General features: G+C 50.4%; 24 protein-coding genes. 8 read left to right on the plus strand and 16 right to left on the minus strand.

The annotated features are described in order from the left end of the window. The first annotated feature begins 66 nt into the window (after nt 1–66). Nucleotides 67–789: an IclR family transcriptional regulator gene (locus tag MW898_RS19220; protein ID WP_248909924.1), complete on the plus strand. Its 723-nt coding sequence runs from the start codon at nt 67–69 to the stop codon at nt 787–789. Nucleotides 790–1,163: 374 nt separating this feature from the next. Here the strand turns inward: MW898_RS19220 and MW898_RS19225 are convergent, their stop codons facing one another. After that, entirely contained in the window at nt 1,164–2,489 is a 1,326-nt protein-coding gene (locus tag MW898_RS19225) for a glycerate kinase type-2 family protein (protein ID WP_248909925.1), read from the minus strand. Nucleotides 2,490–2,727: 238 nt separating this feature from the next. Here MW898_RS19225 and pyk point away from each other — a divergent pair, with 238 nt between their 5' ends. Further along, nucleotides 2,728–4,476, plus strand: a complete 1,749-nt coding sequence (gene pyk / locus MW898_RS19230) for a pyruvate kinase (RefSeq protein WP_248909926.1) — start codon at nt 2,728–2,730, stop codon at nt 4,474–4,476. 266 nt (nt 4,477–4,742) lie between these two features. Here the strand turns inward: pyk and MW898_RS19235 are convergent, their stop codons facing one another. From MW898_RS19235 to MW898_RS19270, 8 genes are all read right to left on the minus strand, one after another. Further along, on the minus strand, nt 4,743–6,077 hold the full coding sequence (locus MW898_RS19235; protein WP_248909927.1) for a DUF6298 domain-containing protein: 1,335 nt from the start codon (nt 6,075–6,077) through the stop codon (nt 4,743–4,745). 870 nt (nt 6,078–6,947) lie between these two features. Beyond that, nucleotides 6,948–7,508, minus strand: coding sequence for a DUF1801 domain-containing protein (locus MW898_RS19240; RefSeq protein ID WP_248909928.1), 561 nt, complete (start codon nt 7,506–7,508; stop codon nt 6,948–6,950). A 21-nt stretch (nt 7,509–7,529) separates the two neighbouring features. Then, on the minus strand, nt 7,530–7,997 hold the full coding sequence (locus MW898_RS19245) for an SRPBCC domain-containing protein (protein ID WP_248909929.1): 468 nt from the start codon (nt 7,995–7,997) through the stop codon (nt 7,530–7,532). A 28-nt stretch (nt 7,998–8,025) separates the two neighbouring features. Next, the gene (locus tag MW898_RS19250) at nt 8,026–8,364 is read right to left on the minus strand and encodes an ArsR/SmtB family transcription factor (RefSeq protein WP_248909930.1); all 339 of its coding nucleotides are present in this window, start codon (nt 8,362–8,364) and stop codon (nt 8,026–8,028) included. 238 nt (nt 8,365–8,602) lie between these two features. Beyond that, nucleotides 8,603–8,875, minus strand: coding sequence for a hypothetical protein (locus tag MW898_RS19255; RefSeq protein WP_248909931.1), 273 nt, complete (start codon nt 8,873–8,875; stop codon nt 8,603–8,605). Between the two features lie 259 nt (nt 8,876–9,134). Next, nucleotides 9,135–9,503, minus strand: coding sequence for a DoxX family protein (locus tag MW898_RS19260; RefSeq protein ID WP_248909932.1), 369 nt, complete (start codon nt 9,501–9,503; stop codon nt 9,135–9,137). 12 nt (nt 9,504–9,515) lie between these two features. After that, nucleotides 9,516–10,109 (minus strand): carboxymuconolactone decarboxylase family protein, encoded by a 594-nt coding sequence (locus MW898_RS19265; protein ID WP_248909933.1) that lies wholly within the window; start codon nt 10,107–10,109, stop codon nt 9,516–9,518. A gap of 185 nt (nt 10,110–10,294) precedes the next feature. Continuing rightward, the gene (locus tag MW898_RS19270) at nt 10,295–10,924 is read right to left on the minus strand and encodes a helix-turn-helix domain-containing protein (RefSeq protein ID WP_248909934.1); all 630 of its coding nucleotides are present in this window, start codon (nt 10,922–10,924) and stop codon (nt 10,295–10,297) included. Between the two features lie 1,172 nt (nt 10,925–12,096). On the opposite strand from MW898_RS19270, the gene MW898_RS19275 reads away from it, so the two are divergent. The 4 genes from MW898_RS19275 (at nt 12,097) to MW898_RS19290 (ending at nt 17,118) form a co-directional block, all read left to right on the plus strand. Next, complete coding sequence (locus tag MW898_RS19275) at nt 12,097–14,019, plus strand: AMP-dependent synthetase/ligase (RefSeq protein ID WP_277999949.1); 1,923 nt, start codon at nt 12,097–12,099, stop codon at nt 14,017–14,019. Nucleotides 14,020–14,254: 235 nt separating this feature from the next. After that, nucleotides 14,255–14,731, plus strand: a complete 477-nt coding sequence (locus tag MW898_RS19280; RefSeq protein WP_248909936.1) for an acyltransferase — start codon at nt 14,255–14,257, stop codon at nt 14,729–14,731. 495 nt (nt 14,732–15,226) lie between these two features. Further along, nucleotides 15,227–15,664: a hypothetical protein gene (locus MW898_RS19285; RefSeq protein WP_248909937.1), complete on the plus strand. Its 438-nt coding sequence runs from the start codon at nt 15,227–15,229 to the stop codon at nt 15,662–15,664. A gap of 713 nt (nt 15,665–16,377) precedes the next feature. Beyond that, a complete protein-coding gene (locus tag MW898_RS19290; RefSeq protein WP_248909938.1) occupies nt 16,378–17,118 on the plus strand; it encodes a hypothetical protein in 741 nt (246 codons plus the stop codon). 57 nt (nt 17,119–17,175) lie between these two features. On the opposite strand, the gene MW898_RS19295 is transcribed toward MW898_RS19290, so the two are convergent. The 3 genes from MW898_RS19295 to MW898_RS19305 all read right to left on the minus strand — a co-directional run bounded on the left by MW898_RS19295 (nt 17,176) and on the right by MW898_RS19305 (nt 19,777). After that, nucleotides 17,176–17,586, minus strand: a complete 411-nt coding sequence (locus MW898_RS19295; protein ID WP_248909939.1) for a hypothetical protein — start codon at nt 17,584–17,586, stop codon at nt 17,176–17,178. Between the two features lie 398 nt (nt 17,587–17,984). Next, the gene (locus MW898_RS19300) at nt 17,985–18,893 is read right to left on the minus strand and encodes a glycosyltransferase (RefSeq protein ID WP_248909940.1); all 909 of its coding nucleotides are present in this window, start codon (nt 18,891–18,893) and stop codon (nt 17,985–17,987) included. A 119-nt stretch (nt 18,894–19,012) separates the two neighbouring features. Further along, entirely contained in the window at nt 19,013–19,777 is a 765-nt protein-coding gene (locus MW898_RS19305) for an SDR family NAD(P)-dependent oxidoreductase (RefSeq protein ID WP_248909941.1), read from the minus strand. A gap of 240 nt (nt 19,778–20,017) precedes the next feature. On the opposite strand from MW898_RS19305, the gene MW898_RS26035 reads away from it, so the two are divergent. Further along, nucleotides 20,018–20,854: a helix-turn-helix domain-containing protein gene (locus tag MW898_RS26035; RefSeq protein ID WP_248909942.1), complete on the plus strand. Its 837-nt coding sequence runs from the start codon at nt 20,018–20,020 to the stop codon at nt 20,852–20,854. A 112-nt stretch (nt 20,855–20,966) separates the two neighbouring features. Next, nucleotides 20,967–21,245 (plus strand): hypothetical protein, encoded by a 279-nt coding sequence (locus MW898_RS19315; RefSeq protein WP_248909943.1) that lies wholly within the window; start codon nt 20,967–20,969, stop codon nt 21,243–21,245. Between the two features lie 309 nt (nt 21,246–21,554). Here the strand turns inward: MW898_RS19315 and MW898_RS19320 are convergent, their stop codons facing one another. The 4 genes from MW898_RS19320 to MW898_RS19335 all read right to left on the minus strand — a co-directional run bounded on the left by MW898_RS19320 (nt 21,555) and on the right by MW898_RS19335 (nt 24,440). Next, nucleotides 21,555–21,983, minus strand: coding sequence for a hypothetical protein (locus MW898_RS19320; RefSeq protein WP_248909944.1), 429 nt, complete (start codon nt 21,981–21,983; stop codon nt 21,555–21,557). A gap of 242 nt (nt 21,984–22,225) precedes the next feature. Continuing rightward, complete coding sequence (locus MW898_RS19325; RefSeq protein WP_248909945.1) at nt 22,226–22,798, minus strand: DUF8130 domain-containing protein; 573 nt, start codon at nt 22,796–22,798, stop codon at nt 22,226–22,228. Further along, nucleotides 22,795–23,544, minus strand: a complete 750-nt coding sequence (locus MW898_RS19330) for an ABC transporter ATP-binding protein (RefSeq protein WP_248909946.1) — start codon at nt 23,542–23,544, stop codon at nt 22,795–22,797. The genes MW898_RS19325 and MW898_RS19330 overlap by 4 nt, the downstream gene beginning before the upstream one ends. Then, entirely contained in the window at nt 23,541–24,440 is a 900-nt protein-coding gene (locus tag MW898_RS19335; RefSeq protein ID WP_248909947.1) for an ABC transporter permease subunit, read from the minus strand. The genes MW898_RS19330 and MW898_RS19335 overlap by 4 nt, the downstream gene beginning before the upstream one ends. Nucleotides 24,441–24,510 lie beyond the last annotated feature (70 nt).

Raw genomic sequence — 24,510 nt, forward strand, 5'->3', positions numbered from 1 at the left:
ACATTTTAAGTCGTCAACGAGTGTGTAGACAATAGTGACATACGAACGATGAAAACGACACAAAAGATGTTCCGAATTGTCGAAGAGCTCCGAAAACGAAACGGGGCCAGAGTTACAGAATTGGCAACTGCGCTTGATTTACCGAAAAGCACGATCCATCGATACCTCAAGACGCTCGAAGAGCTAGAATATGTGACGAAGGCAGGAGACATCTATCATATCGGCTCAAGATTCCTTTACATTGGTACGGCTGTAAACCACCGGGAAGATGCATATGCACATATTGAGCCAAAAATCAAGGAGCTTGCTACAGAGACAGATGAGCGGGCTCAGTTCATGATTGAAGAGCACGGGTACATGGTCTACGTCTACCGTGAAACGGGCGAACATGCAGTACAGACTAATACACAGCTTGGAAAACGAATGCCGATTCACGCAACGTCTGGTGGCAAAGCGATCCTCGCCGAAATGACAGACAAGAAGGTAATAGCCATCATAGAACGACACGGGTTAGCCAAGATCACCAACAACACAATTACTGACGAAGAGGCGCTCTACGACGAGTTACAACAGATCAGAGATCAGGCCGTCAGTTATAACGACCAAGAGTACATCAATGGCTTACGATCTGTTTCAGTTCCAGTTCTCAAACCAAACGGACAGCCCTTAGGCGCGATTGGAATTTCTGGACCCCTGAACCGATTCAAAGGAGAATTTTACAACCAAGAGCTACCAGACAAGCTTCTTGGAGTAGTAAATGAAATTGAGCTGAATATGAAATACGCCTGAATATACTTCAATATGAATTGGTTTTCCATTGAGAACGCATCCATCATACAGTTACAATAGTAACGTTGTAATCGGGAATCTAATAAAATGACTATGAGTATCATGTTCCATCTCGTGGAACACTATATATGATCGGCTCACACTTCGATATCATTAGTTGCGCTGGACTTTCCGAGTTCTCAGTGGCTATGTGCCACATTATTTGCCAAATTCACTAAGTGAATCAGTCCTAAACAAGGATACAATCGCTACTCTACAGACAGAGTTTAGGATAATAGTAGAAAGACGGACAACAATATTGGAATCAGTGCGTTCCACATGTTGGGATATTATATGTTAACCAGAAAACGCTACACGTGGAGCGTCTTGACCACCTACTGATTACCGATTACGATTACTCGAAGATCATTAACATTCGTACCAGTCGGCCCTGTTTTGAGAAGAGACCCAGCAGCATCGAGAGTAGAGTAGACATCATGATCAGTTAATGCTTGCTGAGCTGCGGCCCGATCGTCAATCGTACAAGTGTCACTGAATGCGCCAGCGGCGTCGGTATTACCGTCAATGCCATCAGTGTCAACACACCCAACAACGATAGATGGAGCGTCGAGTTCGATTGCCGCACTCAACACGAACTCTTGGTTCGGTCCGCCCTCACCATCACCGGTGACAGTAACTGTCGTTTCACCGCCAGATATCAGAACTGCGGGAGGACTGACGGGGGTCCCGGTCGCAAATATTTCCTCAGCAATACTGACGTGGACTTTCGCTACTTCGATAGCTTCACCGCGAATGTGAGACGAGAGAATCAGCGGTTCGTAACCTTCCTCGAGAGCAACATCACTCGCCGCTTCGAGTGCTGTGAAATTGTCAGCTAATACATGAGTGTTGATGTCTTCGAAAATGCTGCTCTCACTGGGAGTTTCTTGAACATCTCCTTCGTCCCCTCGTAAAAGATGGTCACGTACGGCAGCTGACGTTTCAATGTTGTACCGGTCAATAACCTCACGTGCATCATCGTACGTCGTCTCATCTGGAGAGATTGGGCCACTAGCGATTGCTCCTAAATTGTTACCGACGACATCACTAAACACGAGACTGATGGTCTTCGCGGGGGAAGATACGCCTGCAAGTTTCCCGCCTTTGATATCTGAAAGATGTTTCCGAACCGTGTTGATCTCCGTTATCGTAGCACCGGCTCTGAGTAATTTTTCAGTTGTCGTCTGAAGATCAGTAAGCCCGAGAGATCCTGCGGGTGCCGGTAGAAGCGCACTTCCTCCACCAGTGATAATAGCTATAATGAGATCATTCTCGGAGGCAGTCGATGCCAATTGAAGAACCTGTCTAGTACCGTCTACCGCAGTCTCATTCGGAATAGGGTGGTTTCCTTTGATGCACTCGATCGTCGACAATGGAACCGGATCATCGGTGACAACAATACCGTCATCGATTCGGCCGTTCAAGCGCTTTTCGAGCGCGGCAGCTACCTGTCCAGCCGCGTTGCCACCGCCCAGAACGAGAATGCGATCATACTCGTCTATATCGTACTCTATCCCATCGATTATTAGCATTCCTCCATCCATCGTGATCGCTTTGTTAACGACTGACTTTGGATGAGTTGCACTAATACCAGCATTCAAGCAGTCAAGTGCGAGTCTGTGTTCAGGTGACTCTGTAAGAGTATCTCTATTCTCAAACATCAGTAGATATCCTCATCTAAGAAATTAAAAATGCATTGGATCTACGTTGCTAGCGAGACTTCAGATCAAGGAGGCAAGTAATGAATGATTTGGGCGTATAATTACGGAAGGCGTTATACTACAGCCTATCAGTGAAATAGTGCCAGTAGTAATAATCATTGTATATTTTATAATATGAAGATATGACATCCCTCATCAGATCCCCATCTTTTAGATAGTGGTTAGGCTAGTCACTACTATGAGAAGTGCAAAGATTATCTGTACACTGGGACCTGCATCGAACGAGCAGAAAACAATTAGAAAGCTTGTCGCAGCTGGTATGTCCGTCGCACGGTTGAACGCGAGTCATGGCAGCCGGGAGGATCGTGCAGAGTTGGTAGACTACGTTCGAAGAGTCGACGAAGAACAAAAGGAATCTGTCGCGGTTATGCTTGACACGAAAGGACCTGAGATCCGGACTGCACCGCTATCACACGATGAAACGGTGAGACTTGAGACTGGCTCAAAAATCAGCTTCATTGAAGATGAGGAAATATCTCCAGAGACTGTCGGGCTTTCTGTTTCGATTGATGCCGCCCAACCGGGTGATCAAATCTTACTCGATGACGGACTGATTGAGACAACTGTCCTCAAGCGCGAGGGTGATACGATTCGAGCGCGGGTCGACACTGGTGGCGAACTCGGCGGACGTAAGGGTGTTAACGTACCGGGTGCTGATCTCAATCTCGACGTTGTTACTAAAAAAGATCATGAGGATCTCGAATTAGCCGTCCAGAAGAACGTCGACTTTGTCGCAGCGAGTTTCGTTCGGGATGCCGAAGACGTCTATGAAGTCAGCAAAGTTATCGAAGACTACGGTGCCGAAATTCCGATCATCGCTAAGATTGAGCGTGCTGGGGCAGTCGAGAACATAGATGAAATTATCGATGCCGCCTATGGGATCATGGTCGCACGTGGAGATCTCGGTGTGGAATGTCCGATGGAGACGGTTCCAGTAGTCCAAAAGCGGATTATCCGAAAGTGTCGAGAGGCGGGGAAGCCGGTCATCACAGCAACAGAGATGCTTGATTCAATGGTCCACTTCCGGCGGCCGACACGTGCCGAAGCCTCGGACGTCGCAAATGCTGTCCTTGACGGTACTGACGCAGTCATGTTGTCGGCCGAAACCGCAGTAGGTGACCACCCCGTTGCTGTGGTATCGATGATGGATAGCATTATTCGTGAAGTAGAACGCTCTGATGAATACATCGAATTACTCGAACAGCGTATTCCACTATCGACCGAAGCAAAGACAGATGCGCTTGCTCGTTCGGCGCGGTATTTAGCTCGGGATACCGATGCAGATGCGGTTATCGCTGCTACTGAATCTGGCTATACGGCACGAAAGACAGCGAAATATCGTCCCTCTGTTCCCGTCGTTGCCTCAACTCCAAACCAAGCAGTTCGTCGTCAGCTCGCACTGACATGGGGAGTAACGCCATTGTACGCCCCTGTCTCAGATCAGAGCGCTGATGCCGTCGTTGAGAAGGCGGTTCAGGCTGCACTGGATGCGAATGTCGTTGATGGAGGTGACACTGTCGTCGTCCTATGTGGGATGATGACTAATCTTGAAGGAGCGAATACAACCAATATGCTGAAAGTTCATGTGGCAGCAGAGGCACTGACGACTGGTCGAGTCGTTGTCGGTGGGCAAGTCACCAACCCAATTGTTCATCTGTCTGACGGGGACCTTTCAAACATCCCCGACGGTGCGATCCTCGCAGTGTCGAGTGATTTCGACGAAGAGCTCACTGGAGATACAGACCTGATCGGTGGTATTGTCAGTGCCAATCGAGGTATCACGGGATATATGGCAATAATCGCACGAGAGTTGGAAATTCCAATGATTAGTGGAGCAGATATTAGAAATATCGTAGACGGAAGCACCGTCACTCTCGACGCTGAGCGTGGTGTTGTCTACAGCGACGAATTCGTTGAACACACCTAATTGGCAGCGATCGGCTACAAGCAGCTTACCTCGTGGGCCTTGTTTAGGTGCCGGAGAAAACGACTTACTTCGGTGAGTTAACCGATTGCAAAGTCAGAACTGAGCTGTGTCCTTTTTCGCCCCTTCCAACTCGCGAATTATCTCGTAACTATAGTGAAGCGCGCTATCTCTGGCGATCGTTTACCTCATTGTGAATACCTCCATACTTCGGGCGGATAGATCAGGACAGAATTGATTAGCTAGTAGATCAACAATCGCAGCAGCATTCACGGATCAGCAGCAATAACGACAATCTGGTTCTGTTGATCCGAAGGATTCAACAGCACTTCCGTAGTGGTATCGATAGTATCGTGAGTTGTCCACGTGGCTGTTTCGGTGGTAAGATATCGAAGATGGTACGAGGCCTCCTCGAGATCTAACGTAACTTCGCTACCCGTCGGGAAATATACAACGTATGATTTTCCTGGATTAGCAATACAGTACGCCTCGTTGGGGACAGCGTCGACTAACAAGTCTTGATGCGGTGTCAGGCTACAAAGATCAACCATCTCTTCGATCATTCGAACCGATCGGATATGTGTCAGTGCTCGCTTGCTCCCACCGATGCCCCACGTGTCTTCATTTCCAGCGACTTGTCGATGGAATCGACACGCAGCGCATCCGCCGAGTATATTCTGCCAGAACCACCGAATCGCTTGTTCTGCGTCGCCAGCGACATCATTTCCGTCATTATATCCACCGTAGATTTTCACATTGTTGAATGGACGTGGGCCGATAGCGTCCGCCACTTCTGAGCGCCACGCTTGGAGGTTATCCCAGTGGTCTTGACCGCTCGCCCCTGCAACGTTTTGATTATGTTGAGATACTTCGACGTACGAGAACGTCTCGGGATGCTCAATGACCTTTCTGACGGAATCCTCTGGCGTCAGATTCATGTTGGCGATGTTGACGTGACTGCCGTGCTCCTTTGCTCGGTTTAACACGTGTTCGGCCCAGTGTCGTTCCCACTCGATTCCGGCCCATCCCTCGTTGGTGATGTTGTAAATGACGTTCTCGTACTTGAGCGTGTAGCTGAGGATTCTGTCCACGAATCGCTTTTGATGAGTGAGAACAGCGTCATTACTCTCTTCGACTGTGCGAAAAAATGCGATGTGGTCCTGCCAATCACTGGTGCCCGTCGTAGGAAGTGTGTCTGAAGGTAGTGTATCGTTGTTACTTGGGTTCCAAGCATGGTCATTCCATCTAGAGCCGGCAAAGTCGTGTTGATCCCAGAGTGTCAACTCGACGATGACCTCACGCTCGGAAGTTTCGTCAAGGAAGTTAGAAAGTCGATCCCAGTACAAGTTATTCCATCGGTGAAGATCATACATTCCGTTATTATCTTTCTCGAACGGTGAGACGTCGTTTTCTTTGCGGCCAGACATAGTATTTCGAACGAAATTCCCACCTGCTTTCACGAGATCATCAAGATGAGCCTGTAGTCGGTTGTCAGTCCACTGAAAAAGATTGTCTTTATCTGTCCCTCCTAAGAGCAGGATTGGCTCATCGTTGTACGACCAGTACCATCGATTTTTAGGACTCGGTTGGATTCGATTACCCATACCCAGATTGTCATATAGAGAGAAGATAAAATGTTCGATGGGCATAGCATCATTACCAGGCAGGGGATACAAAGGTGGAGTCAGGGTGTTATTCTGCGTCTATGGGAGACCCTTGATTGTAAATTAGATGGGGGCGAGTGGGATTCAATATGCATCAGTACTGCACCACTTACCCTATATTATTATTCCTAGAGTAACATTTTCGTTAGTAGATACATTCAATCGTGTCATAAGCCGATGTGGAATACGTCAGTAGGAACAAACACTCCACGATACAGGAATACTTGCAATTATTTCTGTAAAACTTCGTTTTGTGGAGTCCTACATCAGAAGAAGAATAAATCCACTAATAGTAATAAACCCATCAATTACGTCTAATTACTTTTATTTATTTGACGGATACAATCCGATCAATGTCACTAACCTCAACAATTCGAACAAGGGTTGGTTGGTGAGATCAGTCGCCTGATGAGCAAATAACTACCACGCAATAATTCGACAATGCGATGCACAAGTTCAAAGCCAGAGGAAAATAGGAAGCACGCCATATCAGTATTCAAAGGAGATCCTGAAACATATACTTCTTTTGAACATTCCAAAGAGTGAGTGCTGGCTGATGAAGCGAACAATATGATCTAAATCGAGTAAATAATACAAAATTGGTTGGATTCGAGACGGGAGATGAGTTTCCAGTTGCTATCGATTCGAAAGCATAGGTATCTATCCCTGCATTGGGCCCAGCGTTCGTACCTTCCGACATCACGAAGATAATGAGGCAGCCTAACGAGCTTTCTCCTTATGCTGCTCTCGTAAATTCATCAGAACTACAGAAGTGTTACTTTTTGCGGAGATGATACGATCAACTGCGGCCTATGACTCGTTCAGAACCACTGCAGCACTGACGAGGGACTTGAAGGCACTCTCGTCGATTTCGTCTCCCTCGTGGATATCGATGGCGCGACTGACGTTGGCATGCAGGCTGGCGTTGAAGAGGCCCGCTGGATCCTCAAGAGATGCGCCGCTGGCAAAGGTCAGTTTCACCTTCTTTTTGTAGGTCTCACCAGTGCAGATGGTACCGTTGTGAGACCACACCGGGACTCCATCTGGATTCGACGGCTTTCTCCATTTCACCTCCTCGACCACTTCTGGATCGGTTTCTTTGATGAGGCGACGAACTCGGGAGAGCACCTCGCCTTGCCAGTCGGGAAGTTCGTTGATTCTCGCGTCGATCTGTTCGGAGATCGACTCACGATTGGCCTTCTCGGCACCGGCCCGGTCGATGAACACTTCGAGCCGGGGTTCAGCCACGCCTGTCTTCTCCGCTAGCGAGGCCGCATCACCGTCGGCCAACTGCTCTACAGTCGTAATGTCTGCACCTTCGAATTTCTCCTCAGTGGCAGGCCCGATGCCTTCAATTGATTTCAGGCTCATATCTCTCAAAAAGATAGTGAATTATGCCTCCACCTGATCGGCGAGATTTTCGAGAGCTGCGTCCCATCTGGCAGTTGCCTGATCGACGCCGCCACCTTGTGGGGCCTCCTCGCACAGCATCGTGACTTCAGTTCCGTTAGGAACATCATCGAAGGTAACCGCGAGCGTATACCTGGCAGCTTCACCCATCTGTTCGACCCACGACTCATCAGTAAAGACAATTTTCTCAGGTTTCCTGAGCTCATCGAATGTCCCGTTGAATGTATGGGACATTGGCTCTGTTTGCTCGGTTACGCCCTGATTGTTGATTCGGAACGTCCCGCCCTCTTCAGGCTCTACTTCCTCAACTTCGGCTTCGAACCCCGGTGGAGAGATCCAAGCCGCGAGATCCTCTGGAGAGAGGAATGCGTCAAACACCCGTTCACGCGGCGCCTCAATCACCCGGTTGACGGTGAAGCTTCGTTGATCGTTCTCTGCGGAGTCTGTCATAGATTCCTCCAGTCGGTGGCTACGTAGATCATGATTGGTCGTTTTCGAGATGGACACCCAATGTGTCGAAGCGATCCTTCCAGAAGAGACGGTATCGGAGTAACCAACTGAACGCGACGCTCAGCGGCGTAGCGTCAAGGTGACACCGGCAGACCTGACTATCCGTTTCGATCGTAACGAGACCAGCATCCTCCAGCTTGCGTACGTGTTTTGAGACCGCTGTAAGTGACACGTCGTGAGGGTCTGCTACCCCACTTACAGGCACTTGACCGCCAGCTAACTGATCGATAATCGCTCGTCGGATTGGGTGAGCGAGTGCTCTGAAGATCTCGTTCAACTCGATCTCGTCTGACACTCGTTCAACCATCTAGCTTAACCATCGTCAGAAGCCCATTTAACCTTTTCGTTGAATATGAAATTTCTCTACGTATCCCTGTTCGGTTGCAAAACTCATCGATACTTCTCTGACATTCATAGAGACCCCATTTTTGTCTTTGATTCAATGCTACGCCAGTTCAATTGGTACTATTTCCGTGTTTATACTCAGTTAAGAAAACCGGAGTTGCTGGTGGTGGTCTATTTTAGAAGACACTCATAGAGAGTGTTCAATAGAGTACACTAAATGACACAAACCCGGCAATGAAAAATAATACCATTCCAATAAGTGCATGCACGGTTGAAGAGAGATTTGTGGCCCCAGACACAACCTCAAACAGCACGTAGTGTGCGCCGAGGGCTGCGATTATGGCGACTCCCACACAGAGGGCTACTTTCCCCCAATTCTGATCTGGGTACGACTCGGTTTCATTCGTAGGTTCTGCGTTCAGACTAGTTTCTTTTGACATAATATCATTATCTGTCGATGGATATTCAACCATCTGGTTGAATGGAAGCTCCTCAACAGCTTAAATCTTTTGTCGATCTAATCATGATATCTGTTGTGCTTCATTACTAGCTCGGTTCGGGAGACTCTGTGTCACAGAGATACTATGTCTTCGAATCGCTGTTTCCGTGCGTGGAATGTCGGTGTATCTCCCAACCCCAATATTTTCATATCGATACCGGGGTATCGCTACATCGATTGAGTAGAACACTATCGATTCGTGGGAAAAAGACTGCTGCTCGTGCTGTGTATGGTTAGAACGAGAGTACCAGGTAACTCGTAACGAAGAGCCCGGCGATGAAGTAGATCGTTGGCCCAACTGATCTCCAGAGGGGATCGTCAACCCGGAAGAGATGCGTCAGGATAGCTCCGATCATCGTAGCGGCGATTAGCAATCCACCAATGACAGCGAGAATGGGCGCAAACACAATCCCGACGAGTAATCCAAGACCTCCAATCAGTTCGATGCCACCAGTAACAAATCGGAACCACTCTGGATAGTCATACCGCTCAAAGTCCTTTTTTGCGAAATCTATACCGATTATCTTCACGCTGCCCGCACCCACCATGAGGAGTCCAAGCAGTCCTTGCACGATGGGAAGGGCTGTTTCAATAGTGCTCATCGATATTCTCGGCTAATCTTGTACGCTTCTTACGGACGTTTGTTCACCTTGTTCAGTCTTCGTCTCTGACCGGGCAATCGCGCACAGCCCGTCGGATTCAATTTCGAGCGGAATATTGATGAGGGTAGTGAAGTTTTGCATCGCATTCAGCACTGTGATTTCGACGATCTCTCGATCGTTGAAATGCGTGCGGAGTTCTTCGAACGTGGCATCGGAGACGGTCTTTTGGCGCGTGATTTCCTCTGCATACGCCAACGCTGCGCGCTCCCGTTCAGTGAAGAGGGGGCTCGTCTGATACTCCGCGAGCGCGTTAAACTTCTCCATCTCGAGATCCTCTCGGATTGCCTCCGACTGTGTGAAGTCCACACAAAAGCCACACTCGTTGGTTTTCGAAACGAGCGTCCCGACCATGAGCTTGAGCTCAGGCTCGAGCTGAATCTTATTCGTATGGAACTTCTGGAACGCCCGATTTACTCCCAACAATCCTGGCACGCGCGCCACTACGACCTTCAGCGGGGTCATTGCCGTGCCGAACTTCCGGCGCATCATCCAGTAGACGAACCGCATTCTAATCCCATCAGGCTCCTCAATTGGGTCGAGTCTCATCGAGATGTGAGTACGGGAGCACGGACGATGGATGTTCGCTGCAACATGTTCCATACAATCGCTACTCACACGCATCCCGAGCGAAGAACCCAATGCTCCGATCCGACAGCTTCGGAGATGTTCAGCAGAACCGTACTCCGACGTTTTTTATTACGAACTATGAGGGACCCCATCCTACCTTCAAATCACTCAACTGGTTCTGCGAAAAATTCCTTGACGACTGTCCCTTCAGCGCTGTGGAGTACTCTGCTCGCCGTCGATTTGCCAACATCGAGTTCGTCCGCAAGATCGGTGAGCGTACAGTTTCGGGGGCTGTCGTAATAGCCACGCTGGAGGGCCTCGACCATGAAATGTCGTTGGCGGCTGGTCAACAGATCGGTCGGCTGGGGCGATTGTGTGACAGACACGACCTCATAGGTGTGGCCAGAGTCTTCAAACTCGGCTCTGAGCTGCGACAGCCGCTCATGTGAGGTTGTCAGATCATAAATTATCCACCCATCACGAAGGATAAGCGGAAATCGAAGTGTGACAAGGTTACCGGAGGCCAAGACTGCGCGAACTGGTGGTGGTATGAACGGCATCTCATACTGAATCAGAACGGACTGTTCGTCTGTGTGGAGCACGTCATAGGTAATCGGGGCATTATCGAAAGCGCGAAGGACAGCGGTATGATTTTTTGCTGGAGACTCGAACGCGACACGAACTCCACCATCTGTGGGGAAGATAGCGGGTATTCGGAACTCCTCATTAGGATGGTCGGTTGAAAACTCGACGAATTGCTCCGGGAGCTTGATTCGAAATTTGGCACGAGGCATACATCTCCCCGTTCGATCACTGGTTACTTCTATTTTGATACGAATATATTGTCCAATCGGTGCTTAATGAGCATAGAGCTTAACCAAGTACTGCCGTGAGCGAGCGGTGGTTTCATTCTGAGAGCCTCCGTTGCCTTCACTATTGCTCGATAGCGTTATCTCCACGGGAGAACAAACACGACGACACAATTTGATCGTATCCAAACATTGTTTATACAGTGCCTGTGATTTTTGTGGCTGCTATGATGCATTTACTCGCTCTAGCACCGTTCTTTCTGTTTATTCTCCCAAGCATCGTCTATGTGGATACGAGTCGTCGTGATCTTTCGAGACGGTCAGTTTGGTCGTGGACGATTGGCGTTGGTTCTGCCAGCACCATATCATTTCATCTCCTTGTATTTAAATTCAATGCTGGATTCATTGATTTATATTACCATATCCATGGAGGTAGCCCAGATCTTATGCCTGCCACCACAACAAATCTCCTATATTGGAATTTTGAATTGTATTTAGTCTTGTGTGCATTATTACTACTATTGTATGGTGTTGGGAGCCGATTTGGTCCATTAAAATCACAAAAGACTGCGTAATTGTATAGACGCTAGGTGTAATACAAGATCAACCAAATTAGATTATCGCAGACTCAGCACTCGGTATTCCGTGAACGTACCGTATTCCGTAGATAGAACGGTTACATTCGTCATGAGTCCTGTGCTAGTATACAAATAACTCACTGCTAACAGCGACTGGCTACCATTTTTTCCGTGCACAACGAATCTATCGTAACGATTTTGGAGTAGTACTTCGACAGCCGATCAAATAATATATATTAACTCGACTAACGGCGTATATCCTCCCCGATCCCCAGAACAGATACATCCATTGCTGTAACCATCAGTGTACTTGGACATTATGAATATCTAACAATAACTGATCATGATGGACCGCGGAAGAAGCAGCCAGCATTGATTTTAATTGATCAATACATTAACAAGATTTTCTAGGGTTTGATACGGCAAGGTATTTCAATATAATGGCCAGAATTATCACGAAGCATTGATATATAGTTAAATATATACAGTAAGGAAGTGGTTAACGCAAACAATAATTTTGCAGGTGACTGGCGCAAAGCAGAACAGGAACTCGAAGTTAAGGATGATCCGACATATGAAATGTCTACGCTCGGTCGGTTATTCGAGGGAGCAGCCAGCCGTTATAGTGACGTAGAGGCCCAGCTCTATAAGGGGGGTGTGTATAACCGCTCGTTAGTATCTGCTGGCGTAATCGATCCCTCGCCTCCCGAACGGTATTCGTCGATCACATACGGTGAGATGCAGCACATCGTTCACAATCTTGCGGCGGGCTTTCGTGACCTTGGCATCGAACCGGGGGACCGAGTGGGTATTTTTTCGAGTACGCGTATGGAATGGGCGCAGGTCGATTTTGCACTGCAAATCTGTGGTGCCGTCGTGACGACAGTGTACGCCGGCTCCTCACCGGAGCAGGCTCGATATCTCCTCAACGATCCTGACGCCACAGCAGTCATTGTCGAAAACGAGACGCTTTTAGAGCACGTGATTGCTGTTGAAGACGAACTCGACCTCTCGTTTGTCGTTTCAATAGACGATCTTACACGGTATATTGGCCGAAGAAATACCATTACACTTGGAGAGGTTTACAGAAGAAGTGACGACATAGTGTGGCCGCTGACACTCGAACGGTGGCTCGATTTCCGGGATGTCGACGATCTTGCGAGCATTATCTACACGTCCGGAACGACAGGCAAACCGAAAGGCGTCGAGCTTACCCATCGACAGTTCAGATCGAACGTCAACCAGGTCAGAAAGCGGCTCGGACCACGACCCGACAAACCAGCTGACATGCCTGTTTTCGACCCGAGCATGACATCGGTTTCGTTCCTTCCGTTGGCCCACGTGTTCGAACGCACTGCCGGTCATTATCTCATGTTCGCGTCCGGAGTAACCGTTGCGTATGCCGAATCGGCAGATACCGTGGCTAACGACTTCAGGATCGTCCAGCCAAATCTAGCAACGAGCGTTCCTCGTGTCTACGAACGTATCTACAATAGCATGCAAAAGCAATCGAATGAATCGTCGATCAAAAAACGAATCTTCGACTGGGCGGTCAGGATCGCCCGCGAAGAAGCCAGATCCGACACCCACAGTCGGATTCACCGGCTCAAGCACTTGGTTGCCGATCGATTGGTCTACAGCAACGTGAAAGAACAGTTGGGTGGGAATATCGATATGTTCATCAGTGGTGGTGGAAGCCTCTCGAAGGATCTCGCCGAACTGTTCATGGGAATGGGTCTCCCAATCGCAGAGGGATACGGCCTCACGGAGACCGCCCCCGTTGTGAGTGTGAATCCAATCGAAGATATTCGGCCAGGCACGCTCGGACCACCGCTGACCGGTGTGGAGGTCGCATTCGATGAGTCTACAGTCAACGAAGGGCAAAAACATCGTGCCTCGGGGACAATTGGGGAATTATTGGTTCGTGGACCGAATGTGACTGAGAAGTATTGGAAGAATCCAGAAGCCACGGAAGCAGCATTCACCGAGGGTTGGATGCACACTGGAGACATCGTCGAACAGACAGAAGACGGCTATCTCATCTTCCACGACCGACTCAAGCAAATTCTTGTTCTTTCGACTGGTGAGAACGTCGCACCCGTCCCGATTGAAGATGCATTCTCTACCAGCAACCGAGTTAAGCAGATAATGGTCATTGGTGACAACGAGGAGTTCGTCAGCGCACTCATTGTCCCAGATTTCGACGCGATCGAACAGTGGGCTACTGAGAGACAAATCAACCTCCCCAATAATCGTACCGCAATTTGCCATAATTCGAATGTTAATAAATGGATTTTAGAAGATGTTAATATAGTCAATAACCAGTTCGAATACGACGAACAGATAAAAGTGTTCGAACTTGTAACCGAAGAGTGGACACCGGAAAACGATCTTCTTACACCGTCGATGAAGAAAAAGCGCCGAAACATTCTGGAACGCTACGCCGGACAGATTGATCAAATATATGCTGGGACTCAATCAGTTCAATTAGTGCCGCGTTAAGGGGCACCAAAATCATGCTGGCCGCCATAATCACAGGCACGCGCGGCCAGAAGACGGATACAAAATTATACAGATAGTCAGGTGCCGAGTTTTTATTGTCCTTTAGGACGGAGTTTTATGCCTGTGAACAGAAGAACTTCGGCGAATACGTTCGAGTTAGTTACTCTGTCGGATGAGTTGGTCATCAGAGGCTTGGAAGGGCATGATTGAACTATATGCTTTTCGAGATCATCATATGGATGATAAAGTTGACGAGTCGGCGAAGATAGTGGATTCTCACATCGGCCAATCGATGATTCGTGAGTTCGTTACCGTCCACGATTCGACGATCGGTGATGATTGTGAGATGTACGAACGTTCATCAATCAAAAAGTGTCGAATTGGTGATGATGTCGTCATCAATGCCGGAAATTTTATCGAAAACGTTGAAATCGGCAACGAAGTTCAAATTGGCCCGAACAGCAGCATTGTCGGAGTCACACACAATCTCGGGGAGACAGGAATGGAACTCCACAATGATGTGTTTGAGCGGATAATTTTACATTCTGGGACGTTTGTCGGTGCTAGAGCGGTTATAATGCCTGGTGTTGAAATCGGTAGCGATACAGTCATCTCTGCAGGAGCGATCGTTACAGAAGATATCGGTGAGAGAAAAATTGTCGTCGGTTCGCCACCGACTCAGCAGGTCATCGATCTCTCAGATTGGATTTAGCTGACAGTCCTACACTTTCGCTTGGTGGACGGTAACGACACAACAAGGTATGATAGAGACATGATGTGTATTCAGGACGATTCTTGAAACTAATGAGAGCCCGAGAATCTCAACGAAACTACTGTACAAGTATTAATTGTTCGAGAAGACACAGAGTACGCTGATGAGTTTCATGTACTCTACGGAAACGTCCTCTCGAAACTTCTACTGATCGTGGTGACCGCCCTTCTCGTGTTAAGTCTCGGTACGTAACTGGCACACTAGTAACAGTCGGTCTACTCGGTGTTGTTGGCGTCCTCAACGCGTTTGATCTCGTTTTCGGTGAGATTGCATATGCGTTCTCACCCATACATCGAGTACAACTGTCCAGTAGACGGTTGGCTGTCGTGACTCATTCATTCTGCAAAGACGGTTCAGATCCGTTGCATCGATAGCCGCCAGTTACCGAACATGTTCGACTCAACGATCACTATAGCTGCCCTCGTTTGATGCACTGTGGAATCATCAACTATTGAATCATCGGAGAACCAAGCAGATGATCAGACTCGATGGGGAGAGGTCATTTCTCGCAAACGGACGATGCGCGCGCTGCTAGGCGTAGAGGGCATATCATTCGTCCTTGCCGCTATAATTCACGCAGGGATGCTCGTTCAGGGATATGCGCATCGAGAGGCGATGATCGCCGAGAGCGTAATTGGTGCTGTGCTGCTCGTTGGAGTAACGATAACGTGGATCCGTCCACATGTGACGTTTTCCATCGCTGTTGTCGTGCAAGGGTTCGCACTCTTGGTGTCACTCATCGGAGCGTGGACGATCATCGTCGGGGTCGGTCCTCGCACGGTCCCGGACATCGTCTACCATGGTATCATTATCGTCGTGCTGATAGTTGGCCTTGGAGTAGCATGGCGAGCACGCGGAACTGAATCAGAATGAGTAATGGAGTAAATACGTTGTGAGAGTAAACGATGGATTAGCACGCCAAGCTGTGGTTCGAAGTGACTGGTAGATCTATTGAAATCTCTGCAACGTGGATACTGTATTTGTAAGTAACTATTGGAGAAGATACGTATCCGCTCTGTCTGATAGCACATATCAATAAGCGACTGTGGTTTGGACGAATCAACACGTGGCTGTGTATCACATATTAATATCCATGATATAGGACAATTAATAAACTCACGAGGCCTATTACCACTAGCATGCGATAAAACCACCTTTCGGTTGTAGGATCATCTATAATCTTACTAGTGGCGATACCGACGATTAGCGATACAATTAGTACGAGTAATTGTAAGAGCAACGACTGGAGATTCATATACGTTACAGGATAATCAGATACTTATAATTCACCTGAGGTTGAGAAGGAACAATTTCTAATGCGTGGCGTCTCTCGAGATCTGGCTCGTCAGTCCAAATTTCTCAGGTAGCTGTGCACGATGAATCCATTTAGCCGACTTCTGATCCCATCGTCTCACGACGCATTTTCAGGACTTGCAGTGATAGTCGTCAGCCGGCGTCAGAACGTAATTTCGAGATATCCCACAGATACGCTTAGATCACCTGATACGCGAATGATCGGTGCATCTTTGATATAATTCTGAGATTCAATCGGTAATCTTTAAAATTATGTATCATACAGTAAGAGTGTGCCGTTTACGCTCTACCACCTCGGTCCAGTACTAGTGTTTGGCCTTCCGTTTCGCAATCGGATTGATCTTGCGACACTCTGCATCGCCAGTGTGGTCCTCGATACGTGGCCAGCACTCGTGTTGTTCGGAGTATTACCAGGTCCGTATCACTGGATCTGGCACACATATCTGGGAGCAGCTGTCATCACTGGTATGCTCACGGGTGGGATCGTGCTCGGTGCACGCCGATTCCCAACACAATTTGACCGGTTTCGAATTGGCCAGAGAAAACGCACAGAGATTGCCAGTACCGCTCTCGTGGGTACATGGCTCCATGTCACGTTCGACAGTATCACACATCCGACGATGAATCCGTTTACTCCAGTAGTCGGCAATCCATTCTCAGTCTACCTTTCCCCCATGTATTTAACTCTTTTTTGTGATATTACCCTCATAATCGGCCTTGCTTGGCTCGTGATGCTGTATACGATCAATACACGATCCGCAGAAGAGACCTCACGAACGCCGTCCAGCACGTCCTCAGATGGGTTGGTTGCGGTTGGGCCTCTACAATTGATGAGCAGCTCTATCAGACACCGGCTGATTGGAACCATCATTGTCTTCATCAGCGTTGGTGTGCTTCTGCTGGTTGATCCAACGCACACCGTCATCCGAAGTGTCACATGGAGTGTTGCCGGTGGAGTCATGCTGTTCAACGGACTGTACCTCACCGGAATTCGATTCCAGTGGACCGATTGAATTGCTCGACAGTGGCGGGTCGGATCGCTACACCGGGAGACGTTCGATATGAACGGATTAAGGGAACAGACAGGCAACGACATCAATGCCAGCGACGTTCAGGAAAACGGGGACCAAGACCGGGAGCAGGGCAGCGATCAACGAATAAACGCCGCCTTTCGCTTGGCGACGACCATACGCGGGTGCTGCATCTGTCCGTCGCACGCCGTCGCTGCCAACCAGTTCGGTTGATCCAGCGTTGTCAAGCCCAACCATCATCCGAAGCAGTCCCTTCAATATGAAGTACATCGAGATCAGTCCCAACCCAACTGTCAGAAGTTGTGCGAGATTGAACGTCCCCGAACACAAGACTTGTCCAGCTTCCGAGACGCCGACCTGCGCTACCACCGGCGTTGCCCCCAGTGGTAAAAGCAGTCCTGCTGTAAGGAATAATGAGGCAAACAGATCATGCCGACCGGGCTGAAACACTCTCCAGCGAAGAGCGCGCCAGCAACACAAAAATCCTGTTCTCAGTGTCGTAAGACAGTCAATGATGCTAGATTGAATCATATGATTTTCTTTTTTAGTTAATAGAAAAATCTACCGAAAAATATTGAGATAAGTAAAATGGAGTTGATCGGAGAGGTTCAGCGAGTGATCCCTCGCTAGGAGGACACCGAATACACCACGGAGAATCCTCCGAACAGCGTTTCGATAACGAGGAGAAGGAAGCCCACGACGACCATCGTCGTACAGCTCCGGGAGACCGAACACTGGTGCTGATTCTGGTGACAGCAAGAGCATGAGTACGCCGAACATCCCACCGAATACGTTCACTGAGAACTCAAACGAGAATTCCAGCCACTTCGCTGAGATTCCCAGAGTAGTCACTCGACAACCGTCACGTCGAACTTCCCTCGCCAGCGGTATCGCCGGCCGCCCCAGACGAATGTCCGACGGACGAGCCCATACAGAATGAGAGGAACGAACATGAATAGCGCTGGGAAAGCCAACATAGCAGTCCACCGGCGGACGCCCAGAATCTCATTGACAGCGAAATGTAGCACCGTCAGTACCGTCACAGCAAGGAGCGGGGCCAAGAGCGCACTTGCGAGCACGAGTAGTGAGACGAGACACGTCCCTGCGATGGCAATGGGGAAATGCCATTTGAGAATCTGGGTCCACCGGACCGGGCGTTCGACCGCCTCCCGGATGGTTCCCCCGATATGGACATTGTGTGTCCGTTCAACCGTCGTCACCTCGAGATACTCCATGAGGAGTCCGTCGTCGCTGACAGTCTGTCGCAGTTCATCGAGAAACGTGGTCTCGTCGATGTCGTTTCGTTCGAATACGACCGCGCCGCCCCAGATTTGGTTGCCGAGGTAGAGGGGAAGTGAGCCAGTAGAAGCGTACAACGGTTCGAGCAGTATCGACAGAGGATCACACCCAACGAAGTACGGCACCTCCGATACCGGCCCATGGTCCTCGTAGTCAGCGTTGAGGGTCGCCAGCCAGTCCGGAGGGTGGTGAAAATCGTCGTCCGTCCAGACGAGACGGTCGTAACGCGCGGCCTCCATCCCAGCAGCGATCGCGTTGGCCTTCCCCGAACAGCGCTCTGGTTCACCGGCAGCGATGAATCTGACTCCCTCGGGGATGTTGTCCCGCTCGGTGACGGGATCGTTTGCGCCGTCGTGAATGATTAACAGCTCGTCGTTCTCGAGCTGGGCGGCCAACTCTGTGCAGGCGTCGGTCCACGTTGTGGTCGGTAAGAGGACGCTCGTCGGGTAGTCGGGCATTGCGACTAGAACTTCTCGTTCGGGGGCGGTGAGCCCGCTGCCGGCGATCCATGGATCCTTATGATCAACGGCTTTCGGGTATCATCGCTTGCACATCAACCACCAGGACACTCGTGCCGTTACTCCGAATTTTTAACCGTTCCTTCAGTCATTCTTCGCCAGAGGAACGGGAATCGCCGGGTAAGCGAGAGACCAATTCTCGTCGTCATATCGGGCGTGATCACCGGCTCAGTCGAATAAATCTTTTCGGCCAACGTGCGGCCGACTTCCTCGGGTTCGACCGTCATCCACTCTGGATACTCAAGCTCGGCAGTCATTCCCGTGTTCGTCGACGGTGGAATCATCAACGTACACGAGACGTCTGTGTCCCGGAGTTCTAGCCGGAGTGAGCGGACAAACGCCTTGATGGCACCTTTCGTCGCGGAATACCCGGTCAGGCCAGCGTGCCCGGTGTCCGCCGTTCCAGAGCACATGTTGTGGATGATTCCGGTCTCTTGCGCTCGCATGTGCGGGAGGACCGCCCGAATTAGTCGCTGATAGCCGAAGAAGTTGACCTCGAACTCACGACGAGTGTCGGCTGGTGAGCGCTCCTGAAAGAAACCGACCCGAGCGACACCTGCGTTGTTGACGAGGATGTCGATTCGACCCCATTGCCCAATAATTTCGTCCACTGCCGTGTTCACGTCGTCGGTGTCGGTGACATCGCACTCGTAGTATCGAACGCGAGCGGACAGATCGTCGTGGACGTCGAGAACGTTGTCACCGTTTATATCGAGGACGGCAATCTGACGGTTGTCCTCGGCTAGGGCTGTCAGCAGGTGAAAGCCGATTCCATCGTTCGCACCAGTGAGGACGATAACCTCCTCATCAGTCGGCGTCGTCATACGCTGGATCGTGTCCGAATGGTGCTGAACGACGATCGTCGATATCCACGGGCTGGATTCGTCCGCTGTCTGTAACGGTTCACACGGCCCAGAGAACGGTCAACGAAGCGATTTTGGGAGGCAAACCAATGACGGACGTCTAACCGATGGGAGCGGGTTTGGCCATCTGCTGGGCGTTCGATGTTTCCGTGAGCGACCCCAGCGCGAGGGCACTGTTCACGATCGGTCAACTCCCAATGAGTGCCGAGTGAGATTGCTCGCTTGGCTCCGGTGTTGGGACCGGCATCCGCTGTCTTTGCGATCGCGTATACGAAATCCATTGGTTATCACTCCTCACTCAGGTGCGATGAGTGTGCTGCCGGTGATCCACGAACACTTTTAGTCACTGACTTCAGGGATGGCGTCCCATCAAGGCGCATGCGCTATGTCACCGTCGTGGCTTATCCCGACGAGAAGGGAATTAACCAGCTCGACCGACGGATCAACGAACTCGGCCTCGAGTACCGGGCCATCCACCGCATGGAACTTCTCGACGACGACACCGTTGCGATGTTTGCCGAGGGACGCGGCGACATTGAGGGACTCCGACAGATTCTGTCTGAATCGTCTGGAGTTCACGAGTTCTCGATCACTGGCGACGATGACGGGTTCTTCTCCTATTCGCACTATGTGGCGGACGACCTGACCCGGATGCTCATGGAAGACCGACGCAAGTCGTCCTACTTGATCGACATGCCGGTCGAATACACTGACGGCGGGCTCCGGGTGACATACATCGGAACGGAGGCAGCCTTCACTACTGCACTCTCCGAACAGCCAGAGGGAGTCAGGATCAAGATCGAACGGACCGGTCCGTACACACCCGGATCTCGCCACGTCGTCTCACAGTTAACCGAGCGCCAGCGCGAGGTGCTCCGAGCGGCAATCGATCTCGGCTACTACGAGGAGCCTCGCAAAACGACTCACGACGAGATCGCGGCGGCGATCGGGCTCTCCGAGACGACCGTTGGTGAGCACCTCCGGAAGATTGAGGCGACCGTATTCTCGTCACTCCACGTCGGTGCTACCGATCGCTGAAGCGACCAACCTCAGTTTTGATACGGTGAGCGACACAGCCCGATTCATCTAACAATCTATCAACGGCAACAGAACCAGAATATACACAACGGATCCCATCACCATTGCTTCTATGCCACAAACCGTTGATGAGCTCCGAAACGAAATTCGACGCGCCGTCGGAAGACACGAGCGGATTGAGTCGACAGCGTTCACTAAAGAAGCTCTTGCTGCACTCTGTACCACCGTAAGCTACGATATCGATACGAACAGTCTGCCAGCGAAACCACAGATGCGGGCTGGTATTCTCTGGAAAATCGGTGAGTTGGACGATGACGATCCAGACAAGACTGCGCGGCCCTTCCGGAAAGCAGAACTCGAAGCGATCGCAGCTGCGTTAGCTGAATTATAAGATACTACGCCTCCCTCCTTAGCGACCGGTGGAGGGAAGATATGGAATCCGTCTGGTGATTTCCGTTCAATTCGACAGACGTGCGATCGCACCGATTGAACAAGAGAATACGATGCTCACCACATCGCGTCCGTCGTCCAAACTACACAAAGCGTGCGGGTGAGGAAGAGTGGTGGTCACGACTCATATTCTTCCTCTCGTGTGCTCCGTGGAAATTTCACTAGAATGCTAATTCCTCAGTTATGCAATCAGAGCGTCTTTCTCTCACACTGCGGCGTGAGCAACACGTTTACTCGGGGATAGCATGGTCTAAACGTTGAAAGCGAGCTTCCCACTAATCTGTACAATCCGTCGGCTGCCAGCACCGATGACGAACGCTCCGACACCCATACCGACGAAAAACAGGGTAATACTGAGGGTTCCAGTCAGAGTAATCGGATAACTAATCGGACCTAGACTAGCATCGATCAGCATTGCGATGATTCCTCCGAATGCGAATGCAACAGTCATCAATGCACTCACGAGCAGTCCGTCGTTGAGGTAGGCATTGAGCGTCGCCACACCGAGTGCGATCACCACAGGACCGACCATAAACGGAAAAGTGTCCGGGAGCCCACCGAGCACGACAGCAGAGTACACCACAGCACTGAACAGAAAGAGAACTGCTGCGAGCTTGGAGAATTGTCGAGAACGATACTGGTCACGACCGACGAGAGCGGGAGAACCAATGATATTCATAGCAATATTCTCTGAATGCTATCGTAAATATTTGTTGTTTTATATGAGATAGATTCTGTGTATGGAATGTGATGCGTTCCTTCGTTTTATCTGCCAGGTTAGTACTTAGGCCACAGTACAACGAGACTTGATCGAGAGGGCAGTGACGATTATCTCCAATGACCCAATACAGTTAGGTTACATCATCCGGCCAAGATCGAAGTCGTTCAGGAACGAATACCGAAGAGTCTCTCTCCGATATATCAGGGTAATAACGACCGTTTCTCGATATCGATGGTGACCTTCGGATAGAACTCAATCCAGTCCTCGGCGTTCCCTGTCCGGTAGGTGAGCGGAGTCTCATCGAAAAATCCCCGGAGCGTATATGTCCCAGGACCAGAGAGTCGGTCTCCCTGAACATCGTATTGTTCGGTGATTGATTTGTCTGCATCTAGTGAACGAACGAGTAGTTCGTCATCGATGCGCGCACCAGTTGCCGACACTTCAACCCGATCTGTCTTGGCGTACTGATCCGATACGAGGAGGAGGCTCATCGGTCCATACTCACCAGACGGTGCCAGTCCAAAGAGGCCCAGTGGCCAGATGCCAGTATTCCTGACACTGACTGCCTTGTCCCCGGTATTTCGTAGCGTAACATCGAGCCGGGCGCTGCTGTCGATTGTTGCGGCAGCATCTGCGATTGTCAGATCGAGTGAGAGTGGCCCTGTCGTGTCGGCGACAGTGACGTTGGTGATGGTGTACTCAGTGCTGCCCATACATCCCGCGAGGCTCGCCACTGTTGCGGTTGCCAGCCCGAGGAAGTGGCGACGCCTCATCGTGTCACCTCCCCTGTGCGGATTGAGTCGTCTGTAAGCTCAACGAAGATGTCCTCCACCGTTGCATTGGCCGTAAGATCGAGTCGATCTCGAAGATCGGCCAGCGTCCCTTCCTCGACAAGTTGGCCCTGATGGAGAATGCCAACGCGGTCACAGACCAGTCCGACCTGTCCAAGGACGTGACTGGAGAAGAATACTGTGGCGCCACGCTCTGTCTCGGATTCGATGATATCACGGATGAGCGCCACACCGTGAGGATCGAGTCCGGTAAACGGTTCATCGAGAATCAGGAGATCTGGCTGTCCGACAAGGCTCATTGCGAGTGCGAGGCGTTGCTCCATTCCCTGTGAGAACTCATCCGCCGGCTGATTGATAGCATCGGAAAGCCCGACTCGTTCAAGCAGTGCTCTGGGATCGTCGTTGGTCTTCTTCGTGTCGATCACTAGCCGGAGGTGACGACGGGCCGAAAGATCACTGTAGGTATCGAATCGATCGGGGAGAATGCCAACACGCTGATGACAGGCAACGACGTCATTCCACGGATCGTAGCCGAGAACCTGTGCTGTCCCATCGGTCGGCTTAGTGTAGTTCATCAGTAGATTAATCGTCGTCGACTTGCCAGCGCCGTTAGGGCCGAGAAAGCCGTACACCTCACCCTGGTCAACAGTTACACTGAGGTCGTTGAGAGCAACAGTGCTCCCGTACCGTTTCGTAAGGCCGTCAGTCTGGATGGCTGGTGGTGTCACACTAAGTCCCTCCGTTCGAAGTGATAGCGAGCGAGTCCGAGCGGTACAATAAGCCAGAGCAACAAGACGACAAGTCCCGATATCTCGTGCAAGTAGAGTGGGACCGCATCCGCCTCGAATGTTGCCTCGACGACGTACACGTTGACACCTATCCTAGGTTGAAGCTTCATGATCACAGAATCGTAGCCTGCACCCGAATTTCCGACACCGAGAAGCCAGTTCGTGAGGACCCGGTACGCTCTCCCGGGGGAGATCCTGAGCAGTGCGAACAGCAACCCGTCAGCCGATGTGTTGAAGGTGTCGGCTGCTCGTCCAGACAGGTTGCTGTAAATCATTCCCGAAGTGGTCTTCCAGAAAATCGTCAGCACGAGATAAACGATACCGACGATGATACCGGTCGCACGGACTGTGCTTGATGTCACTGCCGAGACAGCTGTAGCGACAGCGACGAGTACGACGATATACAGAGCTGTCGCAAGGAGTATGGCGAGGAACAGAAGTGGTGAAAAGAGACCGAACCGAACGAGACCGATGAGACCCAGGACGACTGCGGCCGCCGTAACAGGAATCGTAATTCCGGCACTTCGCCCGAGAACCTTACCAACGAGGACGTCAGTTCGTGTGAGCGGCAGTCCAAGGGTGAACTTTATGCTTCCCGATGTTCGCTCACCAACGATCGACTGGTAGCTCAATAAGAGAACACCCAGCGGAAGCAAATACGAGCCAGCGATCTGAACGAATCCGGCTGTTATGTCCGGACCCAGTCCATCCCATCCGGCGTAGCTTGGCCGATAACCCCAGAGAACGAGGAGAACGGCGAGCGCCCAAGGTCCTTTTGCGGTGAGGAGTGTTCGTGCTTCTTTTCGTGCGAGCGGAAACCACCGTGGAGGGTCCATATTACCCGTATGTACCACTGGCCAATAGTGGTGGCTATATCGACGCCTGCGATGTACCGGTGTGACGTGA

Origin of the sequence: Halocatena marina, from assembly GCF_023276375.1 — an archaeon.
GTDB lineage: Archaea > Halobacteriota > Halobacteria > Halobacteriales > Haloarculaceae > Halocatena > Halocatena marina.

What these genes read in the sequence shown, in the direction of transcription:
- MW898_RS19280 (WP_248909936.1), top strand. Translation starts at nt 14,255, where the DNA reads ATGGATGATAAAGTTGACGAGTCGGCGAAGATAGTGGATTCTCACATC.
- MW898_RS19240 (WP_248909928.1), bottom strand. Translation starts at nt 7,508, where the DNA reads ATGAGCCTGAAATCAATTGAAGGCATCGGGCCTGCCACTGAGGAGAAA.
- MW898_RS19255 (WP_248909931.1), bottom strand. Translation starts at nt 8,875, where the DNA reads ATGGTTGAATATCCATCGACAGATAATGATATTATGTCAAAAGAAACT.
- MW898_RS19265 (WP_248909933.1), bottom strand. Translation starts at nt 10,109, where the DNA reads ATGAGACTCGACCCAATTGAGGAGCCTGATGGGATTAGAATGCGGTTC.
- MW898_RS19270 (WP_248909934.1), bottom strand. Translation starts at nt 10,924, where the DNA reads ATGCCTCGTGCCAAATTTCGAATCAAGCTCCCGGAGCAATTCGTCGAG.
- MW898_RS19235 (WP_248909927.1), bottom strand. Translation starts at nt 6,077, where the DNA reads ATGGGTAATCGAATCCAACCGAGTCCTAAAAATCGATGGTACTGGTCG.
- MW898_RS19275 (WP_277999949.1), top strand. Translation starts at nt 12,097, where the DNA reads ATGTCTACGCTCGGTCGGTTATTCGAGGGAGCAGCCAGCCGTTATAGT.
- pyk (WP_248909926.1), top strand. Translation starts at nt 2,728, where the DNA reads ATGAGAAGTGCAAAGATTATCTGTACACTGGGACCTGCATCGAACGAG.
- MW898_RS19300 (WP_248909940.1), bottom strand. Translation starts at nt 18,893, where the DNA reads ATGCCCGACTACCCGACGAGCGTCCTCTTACCGACCACAACGTGGACC.
- MW898_RS19260 (WP_248909932.1), bottom strand. Translation starts at nt 9,503, where the DNA reads ATGAGCACTATTGAAACAGCCCTTCCCATCGTGCAAGGACTGCTTGGA.
- MW898_RS19335 (WP_248909947.1), bottom strand. Translation starts at nt 24,440, where the DNA reads ATGGACCCTCCACGGTGGTTTCCGCTCGCACGAAAAGAAGCACGAACA.
- MW898_RS19325 (WP_248909945.1), bottom strand. Translation starts at nt 22,798, where the DNA reads ATGAGGCGTCGCCACTTCCTCGGGCTGGCAACCGCAACAGTGGCGAGC.
- MW898_RS19305 (WP_248909941.1), bottom strand. Translation starts at nt 19,777, where the DNA reads ATGACGACGCCGACTGATGAGGAGGTTATCGTCCTCACTGGTGCGAAC.
- MW898_RS19245 (WP_248909929.1), bottom strand. Translation starts at nt 7,997, where the DNA reads ATGACAGACTCCGCAGAGAACGATCAACGAAGCTTCACCGTCAACCGG.
- MW898_RS19315 (WP_248909943.1), top strand. Translation starts at nt 20,967, where the DNA reads ATGCCACAAACCGTTGATGAGCTCCGAAACGAAATTCGACGCGCCGTC.
- MW898_RS19320 (WP_248909944.1), bottom strand. Translation starts at nt 21,983, where the DNA reads ATGAATATCATTGGTTCTCCCGCTCTCGTCGGTCGTGACCAGTATCGT.
- MW898_RS19220 (WP_248909924.1), top strand. Translation starts at nt 67, where the DNA reads ATGTTCCGAATTGTCGAAGAGCTCCGAAAACGAAACGGGGCCAGAGTT.
- MW898_RS19250 (WP_248909930.1), bottom strand. Translation starts at nt 8,364, where the DNA reads ATGGTTGAACGAGTGTCAGACGAGATCGAGTTGAACGAGATCTTCAGA.
- MW898_RS19225 (WP_248909925.1), bottom strand. Translation starts at nt 2,489, where the DNA reads ATGTTTGAGAATAGAGATACTCTTACAGAGTCACCTGAACACAGACTC.